The organism is Streptomyces sp. NPDC127595, from assembly GCF_042671685.1.
In the GTDB taxonomy this organism is placed as follows: Bacteria; Actinomycetota; Actinomycetes; order Streptomycetales; family Streptomycetaceae; genus Streptomyces.
This window is the reverse complement of record NZ_JBHXWK010000004.1, coordinates 15,141-26,438: the sequence shown is the minus strand read 5'-3', so window position 1 is coordinate 26,438 and position 11,298 is coordinate 15,141. Positions and strand designations below refer to the sequence as shown.

Annotated in this window: 7 protein-coding genes; 2 read left to right on the top strand and 5 right to left on the bottom strand. The window is 71.6% G+C overall.

Annotated elements, in window-relative coordinates:
• The first annotated feature begins 137 nt into the window (after positions 1–137).
• Together ACFVKT_RS14310 and ACFVKT_RS14305 are read left to right on the top strand one after the other, a co-directional pair.
• Complete coding sequence (locus tag ACFVKT_RS14310; RefSeq protein ID WP_385731156.1) at positions 138–4,019, top strand: trypsin-like peptidase domain-containing protein; 3,882 nt, start codon at positions 138–140, stop codon at positions 4,017–4,019.
• A 137-nt stretch (positions 4,020–4,156) separates the two neighbouring features.
• Positions 4,157–5,110, top strand: a complete 954-nt coding sequence (locus ACFVKT_RS14305; protein WP_385731154.1) for a bifunctional riboflavin kinase/FAD synthetase — start codon at positions 4,157–4,159, stop codon at positions 5,108–5,110.
• A gap of 55 nt (positions 5,111–5,165) precedes the next feature.
• Here the strand turns inward: ACFVKT_RS14305 and ACFVKT_RS14300 are convergent, their stop codons facing one another.
• From ACFVKT_RS14300 to ACFVKT_RS14280, 5 genes are read right to left on the bottom strand one after another with little or no spacing between them, the layout of a single operon-like run.
• Positions 5,166–6,182, bottom strand: a complete 1,017-nt coding sequence (locus tag ACFVKT_RS14300) for an ABC transporter ATP-binding protein (protein ID WP_385731153.1) — start codon at positions 6,180–6,182, stop codon at positions 5,166–5,168.
• Positions 6,179–7,225 (bottom strand): ABC transporter ATP-binding protein, encoded by a 1,047-nt coding sequence (locus tag ACFVKT_RS14295; RefSeq protein ID WP_385731152.1) that lies wholly within the window; start codon positions 7,223–7,225, stop codon positions 6,179–6,181. Before ACFVKT_RS14295 ends, ACFVKT_RS14300 begins: the two co-directional genes overlap by 4 nt.
• Positions 7,222–8,160: an ABC transporter permease gene (locus ACFVKT_RS14290; RefSeq protein ID WP_385731151.1), complete on the bottom strand. Its 939-nt coding sequence runs from the start codon at positions 8,158–8,160 to the stop codon at positions 7,222–7,224. The genes ACFVKT_RS14295 and ACFVKT_RS14290 overlap by 4 nt, the downstream gene beginning before the upstream one ends.
• Positions 8,157–9,227: an ABC transporter permease gene (locus tag ACFVKT_RS14285; protein ID WP_385731149.1), complete on the bottom strand. Its 1,071-nt coding sequence runs from the start codon at positions 9,225–9,227 to the stop codon at positions 8,157–8,159. The genes ACFVKT_RS14290 and ACFVKT_RS14285 overlap by 4 nt, the downstream gene beginning before the upstream one ends.
• Positions 9,228–9,279: 52 nt before the next feature.
• Positions 9,280–11,133, bottom strand: coding sequence for an ABC transporter substrate-binding protein (locus tag ACFVKT_RS14280; RefSeq protein ID WP_385731147.1), 1,854 nt, complete (start codon positions 11,131–11,133; stop codon positions 9,280–9,282).
• Positions 11,134–11,298: the final 165 nt, after the last annotated feature.

Genomic DNA, 11,298 nt, shown 5'->3' with positions numbered 1-11,298 from the left:
CTGGCCCATTCACCCCTTCGGGCAGGCGCTCGGAGTGAAGCGGGGGAGCGGAAGGGGGCGCGTTCGACAGGCGATCTGTCCCGCTGATCACCTCGCGCCTACCGTCGAAAGAAGGAGCGCGGCGGGGAGGTTCGAGCATGGCGGGACGGGGCCCGCGGACCGGGGGCCGGCACGTGCCGGTCGACAGCAGAAAAGTACTCGACGGCCGACAACCACTCGACGGCCGGCAATCAGCGGACGAAATCCGGGCGGCGCGGGCCGATGCCCGGTCGGCGAGGGCCACCCCTCGGACACCTGACGACATCTCTCAGAGCCCCGACGACAGCCGGGAGACTCCCGACGAAGCTCTGGTACGCGTCTGCGACCTGGCGGGGCGTCCGCGTGGCACGGGCTTCGTCGCCGACCACCACGGCACGGTGATCACCAGTCACGAAGCGGTCGACGGGCTGACCCGCCTTGTCCTGCACACCCCCGGCGGCCGCACCTGTGTGGTCACCGACGACGCCGTCACGCCCCTCCCGGACGCCGATCTGGCTCTCGTACGCACCGAAGGCCTCGGCGTGGACCCGCTCCCCGTCACCGTGCGGAGCCGCGTCGAGGCCGGCACGTACGTCCGGATCGCCGCGGGCGGCTGGCGCGAGGCCCGGGTGCTCGGCGCGTCCGCCGTCACCTACACGGCCACCGACCGCTTCCATCTCCTGGGCGACGCCCTGGAGTTGGCGATCGGTACGGCCGGCGCCGACGCGCTGCGGCTGGGCGGCGGAGCCGCCGGAGGGCCGGTCCTCGACACCTCGACCGGGGCCGTGGTGGCGGTCCTCGGTACCGCGCTGCACGCCGGGCACCGGGTGGCGGGCTTCGCCGTCCCGTTGCGGGGCCCGGACGCCGGAGGACCGCTCGCCGCGCTGCTCGCCCGCAATGCGACGACGGTGCCCGCGTACGGGGCCGACCTGAACCCGGCCGGGGTGCTGGAGCTCACGGCGACCTCCGTGGGCTCGGACGGGCCGGAGACTTCCGTGGGCTCGGACGGCGGTGACTCCGAATCTGTCGAACGCGCCGATGCCGTAAGGGAGTTCGAGACCTTCGTGGACAGCCCGGCGGCCGTGCTCGGGCTGGTCGGCGCGCCCGGCAGCGGTCGTACGACGGAACTGGCGGCCCTCGCCGCACGCCGCACCCGAGGCGCGGAACCGGCGCCCACCCTGTGGCTGCGAGGCGCCGACCTCCTCGACATGGACCTCTCGGTGGCGGACGCGGCGGCACGCGCCCTGGAGCGGGCGGGGCGGATCGTGGCGGCCTCGCGAGAGGGCCCGCTCTCCGGGAGCTACCGTGAGGCCGGCTCGGACGTGCTGCCCCCCGAGGCGTACGACGGTGAGCTGGGCGACATCGGGCCGGAGCGGCTGGCCCGGGTGGCGCGGGACGCGGGGCGGCCGCTGCTGCTGCTCCTCGACGGTCCCGAGGAGATGCCGCCGGCCCTCGCCCACCGGATGCCCGAGTGGGCGGCGGGCACGGCGGACTGGCTGCGGGAGAACGGGGCACGACTGGTGGTCGCGTGCCGGGCCGAGTACTGGGAGCAGGTGGGGGCGGAGTTCCCGGGGGAGTTGCTGCACCGGGCCGTTGCCTCTCTCGCCCTTGCCGGTCCCTCCGGGTACGAGGCCGGGCGGTTTCCCGCCTGTGTGTGGCTGGGGGATCTGACCGAGGGGGAGGCGCTGCGGGCCCGGGCTCGGGCGGGGATCCCCGAGGGCGCGCTCGCGGCGGCCGACGCACGGCATCCGCTGACCATGCGGCTGCTGTCCGAGGTGCGGGCCGCGCTGCCGGACGCACCTGCGGGGCCGCTCGACCGGGACGAGGTGTTCGCCGCGTACCTGGACCTCATGTGCCTGCGCGTCGCGGTCCGGCTCGCCGCGGCGAACGGGCTGCGGGGCACGGCCGTACGGCGGCTCGCCGCCCAGGTCTCCGGCCAGGTGCACGAGGCCGCGCGGCGCTGTCTGGGGCCGGGGCAGGGGGAGTTGGACCGCACCTCCTTCGAAGCCGTCTTCCCCTGGGGACCCGCCCCGGGACGCCGCCTCGGCGCCACCACCGGCTGGGCTTCCGCCGTCCTCACCGAAGGCCTCCTCGTCCCCGCGGGCAACGGCTACCGCTTCGCCCACGAGGAACTCGCCGACTGGATCCAGGGCACCCACCTCGACCTGGACTCCGCCCTGCACGCGCTGGTGCACCGGGGGCGCGCCGACTCGGCCAGTTCGGTCAGGTCGCGGAAGCCGAGGAGCACAGCCGACGGGGCTGCGGCCGGGAGGGGCGCGGCCGATGGGGCTTCGGCGAGGAGGGGAGGGGCCGACGGGGCTTCGGCCGGGAGAGGTGTGCCGTCGTGGGCGGTCAGGGCCTCCTCGTCGCCCCGCGCACTCCCCGTCCCCCGTCACCGCATCGGCCCGGTCGTCCAGGCCCTGCTCCTCCTGGCCCGACAGCAGGGCCCCGCCGAACTGGCCCTCCGACTGGAGGAGCTGGTCCACGCCCTGGACGACCTCCTGCCGACGAGGACGGCACCGCTCGGCGACCCCGCCTGGTGGGCGACGCACCTCTGCGCCGACGTCCTGTTGGGCGTGCCGGACGCGCGCCCGTACGCCGCGGTGCTGCGGCTGCTCGCCGAGCGGATCGTGACCTGGCGGGAGCAAGGGCGGGGCGTGCCGGGGGAGTTCGGGCCGGCCTTCTGGGAGGCGGTGCGGCTCCCGGAGGCGGAGCGGTTCGAGCTGCTGAGGTGCCTGGTCGTCGCCGACGAGGCACCCAACCCGGCGGGCCAGGAAGGCGAACCCCGTTACCTGGACGCCGTGGCCCGCCTCCTCACCGGCGACCCCACCGCCGTACAACCGCACCTCACTCCCTGGTTCCACGACGACCGCCCGCTGCCCGCGACCCCGCACGCGACCGTGGCGACGGCGGCGCAGGCCCTGCTGTACGCCTACCGGAGCCGGGCCCTGGACGATCTCGCGGAGGCGCTCGTCGGGGTCGCGCACCAACGCGGCGACGAGCTGCTCGCCGTACTCGCCGAGGAGGAACCGTCGGCCGTGTGCCGGGCGGTGGACCGGTGGGCGCATGACGAGCGCCCTGCACGGCGGGTGGCGGCGGTGGCGTACGGGTTGCGGGCCGCGCCGCATGTACGGACCGAGGCCGACCGCGCGCTGCTGCGTTACGCGGCGCTCGCGCTGCTGGCCCGCCCCGCCGACTGCACCCTGCACGGCGGAGCGCTCGGCCTGCTCGTACAGGACCCGTGGACCCGGGCCAGGTACCTGCCGCAGGCGTTGGAGCGGTTCACAGCGGGCGATCCGCAGTTGCCCGCGAGTGCGCTGGTGGCCGCCCTGCCGTCCCACCCGGACCCGGTGCTCGCCGCCTTCCGGACCCGGCTGTGGCAACCGGGCGCGGGCCCGGACACGGACGAGATGCTCCGTACTCTCGCCGATGTCACCCCGCCTGCCCTGGCCCGTCGCGTCGCCGCCCTCGTTCGCGAGGTGGTGGAGCTGCGCCCGGCGGCCGCCGGGCAGGTGGCCGCGTATGTCGACCGGCACCTCGATCATGGTCCGGAGGCGCGTGCGGTGCTCTTTCCGCTGGTCACCGGGCTGGTCACCGGCTGCCCCGCACCGGTACGGTCGGCGCTCGCGAGCGTGCTGGCAGCGGCGGGCAGCCCGGTCTCCCGGCCGCTGCGGCGCGAACTGCTCGACCTTCTCCTCGCGCACGAGCGGGACCTTGCCGTCCTCGAAGCCCTGCTGCGGGCCGCGGCGGCCGGTGCGGCCCGCAGAGGGGAGGAACGCACCCGCGAGCTCGTGCACCGCACGGGCCTCCTCCTGGTCCGTACTCCGGCCGGCGCGACCGGCTTCGACCGCGCCCTCGTCGACCTGGCCCGCACCGTCCCCGGCTTCGCCGCCCTGGTGGCCCGCTGGCTGACCGGCGCACCCGAGGAGTGGGCCGGCGTGGTCGGCCCGAGTACCCGCCGCATGATCGAGAACCTGGCCGGAGTGCGGGTCTCCGCCTGACCCGCGCGCGGCGGTGCGGGATGCGTCACAGCCCGATGCCGATGCAAGCTGAGGGCACCCGGCATGGCACTCTTAGAGCTGCGAATGAGGCAATCACGGACGCAGGTTCGACGAGTTTGCGACAAGGAGCAGACACAGTGCAGCGCTGGCGTGGCTTGGAGGACATCCCCGAGGACTGGGGGCGCAGCGTGGTCACCATCGGTTCCTACGACGGGGTGCACCGCGGACACCAGCTGATCATCCGGCATGCCGTGGACCACGCCCGTGATCTGGGCGTTCCCTCCGTCGTCGTCACCTTCGACCCGCACCCCAGCGAGGTCGTGCGGCCCGGCAGCCATCCTCCGCTGCTCGCCCCGCACCACCGCCGCGCCGAACTGATGGCCGAGCTGGGCGTGGACGCCCTTCTCATCCTTCCGTTCACCAAGGAGTTCTCGAAGCTGTCGCCCGCCGACTTCGTGGCGAAGGTTCTCGTCGACAAGCTGCACGCGAAGGCGGTCGTGGAAGGTCCCAACTTCCGCTTCGGCCACAAGGCCGCCGGAAATGTCGACTTCCTGCGTGAGCAGGGCGAGACCTACGACTTCGAGGTCGAGGTCGTCGACCTGTACGTGACCGGCGATGCGGGCGGCGGCGAGCCCTTCTCCTCGACCCTCACCCGGCGGCTCGTCGCCGAGGGCGATGTCGAGGGCGCGCGCGAGATCCTCGGTCGTCCGCACCGCGTCGAGGGCATCGTCGTACGCGGCGCCCAGCGCGGCCGCGAACTCGGCTTCCCGACGGCCAACGTCGAGACCCTCCCGCACACCGCCATTCCCGCCGACGGTGTCTACGCGGGCTGGCTGCACGTCGCGGGCGAGGCGATGCCCGCCGCGATCTCCGTCGGCACGAACCCCCAGTTCGACGGCACCGAGCGCACCGTCGAGGCGTACGCCATCGACCGCGTCGGCCTCGACCTGTACGGCCTGCACGTCGCCGTCGACTTCCTCGCCTTCGTGCGCGGCCAGGCCAGGTTCGACTCCATCGAGTCGCTCCTTGTGGCCATCCGGGACGATGTGAAGCGGTCGCGGGAACTGATCGAGGCGTACGGCGGAGAGTAGGTCTGCTGAGTACGTCGGTGGGTGCGGCCGGCGCCTTTCAAGGGCGCCGGCCTTTTCATGTGGCGACCCGAACTCCCGCCCAATGGCACGCCACCTGCGTCTCGGCGCCCCCGCCGAGCACCGCCAGATCCAGGCTCCGGCACGCGTCCGCCACCCCCGCCCGCTCCGCCTCCCCGCTCGCCAGGATCTGGCAGCGGGCGTGGAAACGGCAGCCGGAGGGGATGCGGGACGGGTCCGGGGGCTCGCCGGTCAGCACCACCGGGGCGTCCGGGGCTTCCGGCAGGACGGACAACAGGGCTTGGGTGTACGGGTGTTGAGGGGCCGTCAGGACCTGCTCGACCTCGCCCGTCTCCACGATGCGGCCCAGGTACATGACCGCGACCCGGTCGGCGATGTTCCACGCCAGGCCCAGATCATGGGTCACCACCAGGGCGGACAGGCCGAGTTCGGTGCGCAGCCGCAGAAGCAGGGCGAGGATCTCGCCGCGCACCGAGGCGTCCAGGGAGGCCACCGGCTCGTCGGCGACGATGAGTTCGGGCTCCAGGACGAGGGCGCCCGCGATGACGACCCGCTGGCGCTGTCCGCCGGACAGCTCGTGCGGATAGCGGAGGAAGAAGCGTTCCGGTGGGCGAAGTCCCGCCCGGGAGAGGGCATCCGCGACCGCCGCCCGCTCGTCGCCGCCGTACCGGTGGATGCGCAGGCCCTCGGCGACCGCGTCGTACACCGTGTGACGGGGGTTGAGCGAGCCGCTCGGGTCCTGGAGGACCAGCTGGACGCGTTTGCGGTACGCCTTCAGCGCGCGTGAGGAGTAGTCGAGGGGCTTGCCGTCGAAGGTGACGCGGCCTCCGGTCGGCGGGACGAGACCGAGGAGCGAGCGCGCCAGCGTCGTCTTGCCGCAGCCCGACTCGCCCACCAGCGCGACGATTTCGCCGCGCCGGATGTCGAGGTCGACTCCGTCGACGGCGCGGGCGGGGTCGGCGCCGTGGCGCCCGGGGAAGGTGATGTGCAGGCCCTCGGCGCTGAGCAGCGGCGCTGTCGTAACGGGAGCTTTCGTAACGGGAGTTGTGGTCATGGCGTGCTCCTCGCTGGTTCCGCTTCTGCGGCCGCGTCCATGTGCACGCAGGCCGCCCACCGCCCCGCGCCCGCGTCCCGCAGTGCCTGGTCCTCGGTCACGCAGGAGTCCAGGGCGACCGGGCACCGGGAGTGGAACGTACAGCCGGACGGCAGCGCCGACGGGTCCGGCGGGTCGCCGGGCAGGCCGCGCGGCGCGAACCGGGAGGCCGTGTCGCCGATACGCGGGAAGGCGGCCGACAGGGCCTTGCCGTACGGGTGCCGGGCATCCTCGTAGACCTGTTGTGCGGGGCCTTCCTCGACCACGCGGCCCGCGTACATCACCGCCAGCCGGTCGCAGGTGTCGGACAGGACCGCGAGATCGTGGCTGATCATGATGAGGCCCAACTCCTGCTCGGTGACGAGCTGTTGGATGAGGCGGAGGATCTGTGCCTGGATCATCACGTCGAGCGCGGTGGTCGGCTCGTCGGCGATGACGAGCCGGGGGTCGCAGGCCAAGGCCATGGCGATCATGACGCGTTGGCGCTGGCCGCCGGAGAGTTCGTGCGGGTAGGCGTCCGCGCGGGCGGCGGGGAGGCCGACGTGTTCGAGCAGTTCGCCGGTCCTCCGTTTCGCGCCCGCCGCGGTCGCCTTCTTGTGCAGCAGGATCGGCTCGGCGATCTGGTCGCCGATGCGGTGCACGGGGTTCAGTGAGTGCATGGCGCCCTGGAAGACGATCGAGGCGCCCGCCCAGCGGACCGCCCGCACCCGGCCCCACTTCATCGTCAGCACGTCCTCGCCGTCGAGCAGGATCTCGCCGGTGGTGCGCGTCCCGGCGGGCAGCAGCCGGAGCAGCGCGAGTGCGAGCGTGGACTTCCCGCATCCCGACTCGCCCGCGATGCCGAGCTTCTGGCCCGCGTCGAGGGCGAGGTCCACACCGCGTACGGCGGCCGCCCCGCCGGCGTACGTCACTTCGAGGTTGCGGACCTCAAGGAGGCGGTGGCCGGTCGCGGTCGAGGTCGAGGTCGAGGTCGAGGTCGCATTCGGTTCGGTCGGAGTGCTCAACGTGCCGCCCCCAGCTTGGGGTTGAGGACCGATTCGACCGCGCGTCCGCACAGCGTGAACGCCAGCGCCACCCCCGCGATCGCGATACCCGGCGGCACCAGATACCACCACTTCCCGGCGCTGACCGCGCCCGCCCCCCGTGCGTCCTGGAGCAGTCCGCCCCACGAGACGACCGTCGGATCGCCGAGCCCGAGGAACGCGAGCGTCGCCTCGGCGAGGATCGCGGAGGAGATGATCAGCGTCGTCTGGGCCAGCACCAGCGGCATCACATTGGGCAGCACATGGCGGGACATGATGTGCCAGTGCCCGCCGCCGAGCGCCTTCGCCCGCTCGATGTACGGCCGTGACTCCACCGCCAGGGTCTGCGCACGGACAAGCCGGGCCGTCGTCGGCCAGGTCGTGACACCGATCGCCAGGATGATCGTGCCGAGCGAACGGGACAGCACGGTCGCCAGCGCGATCGCGAGGACGAGGGTCGGCATGACCAGGAACCAGTCCGTGATCCGCATCATGACGGTCGCGAACCACCCGCGGAAGTGACCCGCGGTGATCCCGATGAGCGCGCCGATCGCGACGGAGAGCACGGCGGCGAGCAGCCCGACGAGAAGCGACACGCGCGCGCCCCAGACCACGAGGCCGAGCAGATTCCGCCCGAACTGGTCTGTCCCCAGGGGGAATTCGGCGCTCGGACTCTCCATCGGCCCGCCCGGCGCGTTCGTCACACTCTGCACGTCGGAGCCGACGGTCAGCGGTGCGGTCAGCGCGAGGAGCGCGAAGAGGCCGAGGGTGACGAGTCCGAGGACGCCGGCGCGGTGGCTTCGGTACTGCTTCCAGAAGCGGGCGGCGGAGGCGCGGCGGCGTTGCCGGGTCAGAGCGCGGGGGCTCTTCGCGGACACCGGTGCTGCCTGCTCGGCCGCGGTGGATTCGGTTGTCATCGGCCCACCCGTGGATCCAGCAGCGGATAGATCAGATCGGCCAGCGTGTTCATCACGATCACCGCCGCCGCGAAGAAGAAGAACAGCCCCTGCACCAGGGGCAGATCGGGCACGCTCAGCGCCTGGTAGAAGAGGCCGCCGAGGCCCGGCCAGGAGAAGACGGTCTCGACGAGGATGACGCCGGCGACGGTCCGGCCGAGGTTGATGAAGATCAGCGTCACGGTCGGCAGCAGGGCGTTGGGCACGGCGTGGCGGCGTCGTACGAGGTCGTCCCGTAGGCCCTTGGCCCGGGCGGTCGTCAGATAGTCGCTGCCCATCTCGTCGAGCAGCGCCGAGCGCGTCACCAGCAGCGTCTGCCCGTACTCGACGGCGACCAGCGTCACCACCGGGAGGACGAGATGGTGGGCGACATCGACGACGTACGCGAATCCGGTCTCCCCGTTCCCCGACTCCATGCCGCCGGTCGGGAACAGGCCGGGGATCGGGCCAATGCCCACCGAGAAGACGATGATCAGCAGCAGCCCGAGCCAGAAGGACGGGATGGAGTAAAGGGTGAGCGCCAGACCGGTGTTGAGCCGGTCGCTGATGCCGCCGTTGCGCCACGCGGAGCGGGTGCCGGTGAAGATACCCAGTGCCGTGAAGAGGACGAACGACGTGCCGGTGAGGAGGAGGGTGTTCGGCAGCGCCTCGGTGATCTTGTCGATGACGGGGGCCCGGAACTGGTACGACGTGCCGAGATCACCGCTGAGCGCCTTGGCGCAGTAGTCCGTGAACTGCTCCCACAGAGGCAGGTCGAGACCGAACTCCTTGCGGTAGTTGGCGAGTTGCTCCGCCGACACCTGACGGCCGCCCGTCATGTACTTGACGGGGTCGCCCGGGATGAGCCGGAAGAGGAAGAAGCTGGTGACGAGGACGGCGAGCAGCGAGACGGCCGCGCCGCCCAACTTGCCCGCCACATACCGCGGATAGGCGGTCCTGCTGCGCGCCCGCGGCCCGCGGACCGACGGCCCGGCCTCAGCCGGACCGCCGGTCGCCGTGGCCGGCGAGGGTGTTGCTTCAGCGGTCATGAACTCTCACTTGGTGGGGGCTGCTCGCGGCTCGCGGGTCGGTGGTGGGTCGCTACTCGCGGTCCTCGGCGGTCGAGCGGCGTCGCATCGCGAAGAACGTCCCGGCGCCCACAAGGACGACGACGCCCCCGACGATGCCGATGATGACCCCCGTCGAGCTCGAACCGTCGGAGGACTCACCGGAGGAGGCCGCCGGAACCGCCGACCACCAGCTCCAGTAACCGTCCTGGCCGTAGATGTTGCCCGCCGCCTTCGGCATCGTCTCGATCGACGCGATCTGGTCGGTGCGGTAGGCCTCGACCGCGTTCGGGTACGCCATGACGTTCATGTACCCGGTGTCGTACAGCCGCGATTCCATCTGCTTGACGAGGTCCGCCCGTTTGGCGGTGTCGTACTCGGCGAGCTGCTGGTCGTACAGGTCGTCGAACTGCTTGTCGCAGATGAAGTTGTCCGTCGCACCGGTGTCCTTGGGGGTCGCCGGAAGCGCGCCGCAGGTCTGGATCGACAGGAGGAAGTCGGGGTCGGGGTTGGCGGACCAGCCGTCGAAGGCGAGGTCGTAGGTGCCCGCGAGCCAGGGATCGGTCACGTTGTCCAGGCAGTTGAGGGTGACACCGATACCGAGCTCGCCCCACCACTCTTTCAGGTACTGTCCGACCGCCTTGTCGTTCGGGTCGGTGGCGTGGCACAGGACGCGGTAGTTGATCGGCTTGCCGTTCTTGCCGACGCGCTTGCCGTCCCCGTTCTTCTTGTAGCCCGCCTCGTCGAGGAGCCGGGCCGCCTCGGCCGGGTCGTACGACAGCTCCTGGCTCGCGGACGGCTCCCAGAAGTAGTCGGAGAAGCGAGGCGGGATGTAGCCGGCGCCCTCGACGGCGTGGCCCTGGAACACCTTGTCGATGAGGGCCTTGCGGTCGACAGCCATGAACAGCGCCTGCCGCACCTTCTCGTTGAGCAGCGACTCATGCCCGTCACCGAACTTCTGCCCGTTCTTGGCCTGGGCGCCCGGGTTGACGGCGAGCGCGTAGAAGCGGCGGCCCGGCGCGTCGTTGACCTTGATGTTCTTCTGGGTCTCCAGGGTGGCCGCCTGAGCGGGCGTCAGACCGAAGGTGAAGGACACCTCGCCCTTCTGCAGGGCGGCGACGGCTGCGTCGTTGTCCTTGTAGTACCTGAAGACCAGCTCGTCGAACTTGGGGGAGCCGCGCCAGAAACTCTTGTTGGCCTTGAGCCGTACGTAACTGTCGGCCTTGTAGTCGGTCAGGATGAACGGTCCGTTGCCGACGATCGGGAAGCTCTTGTCGTTGTTGAACTTCGAGAAGTCCCCGACCTTCTCCCAGACGTGCTTGGGCACGATCGGTACGTCGAGCGCGGTCATCGTGGCCTGCGGCTTCTTCAGTTCGATGACGAGCTCGGTGGGGCTGGGGGCCGTGACCTTCCTGAAGTTGGCGACGAAGCTGCCGTTGGCGGTGGCCGCGCCGTCGTCCGTCATCATCTTGTTGAACGTCCAGGCCGCGTCCTCGGCGGTGGCCTGCTCGCCGTCCGACCACTTGGAGTCGGAGCGGATCGTGTACGTCCAGGTGAGCTTGTCGGCCGAGGGTTCCCACTTGGTGGCGAGGCCGGGGATGGCATGGTTGTCCGCCGGGTCGTAGTTCGTCAGGTACTCGTACATCAGCCGGTGAATGCTCGTACTGACCAGGCGGCTCGCCAGGAACGGGCTCAGCGAGTCGACGCTCTGCGCCACCGCGACGGTGAGGGTCTTCTTGCCCTCCTTGGCCTGGGCCTGCTGGGGCGCCGGGTTGAGGGGGGTCGCGAGACCGGCGGTGAGGGTGAGGGCCGCGGCTCCCGCGGCGGCGATGAGCCGCAGCCATCCGGCGCGTACGTCACGGCTGCCGTGCTGGTCTTGTGTGTTCATGGGTCGGTGACCTCGCGTCATCGCTCGCACAGGGATGGCTTGTTGAACCGAAGGGGACTGATGGAACCGATGGAACACGGTTGATCGGGGGACGCCGGCGGGGTTGATCTGTGTGTCTACCAGCGGCGCTCTGCGAACGTCAACGGCGCATGAACCCCATGTGGC

Coding starts and splice junctions, on each gene's coding strand:
- ACFVKT_RS14310 (WP_385731156.1), top strand. CDS start 138: ATGGCGGGACGGGGCCCGCGGACCGGGGGCCGGCACGTGCCGGTCGAC.
- ACFVKT_RS14300 (WP_385731153.1), bottom strand. CDS start 6,182: ATGACCACAACTCCCGTTACGAAAGCTCCCGTTACGACAGCGCCGCTG.
- ACFVKT_RS14290 (WP_385731151.1), bottom strand. CDS start 8,160: ATGACAACCGAATCCACCGCGGCCGAGCAGGCAGCACCGGTGTCCGCG.
- ACFVKT_RS14285 (WP_385731149.1), bottom strand. CDS start 9,227: ATGACCGCTGAAGCAACACCCTCGCCGGCCACGGCGACCGGCGGTCCG.
- ACFVKT_RS14280 (WP_385731147.1), bottom strand. CDS start 11,133: ATGAACACACAAGACCAGCACGGCAGCCGTGACGTACGCGCCGGATGG.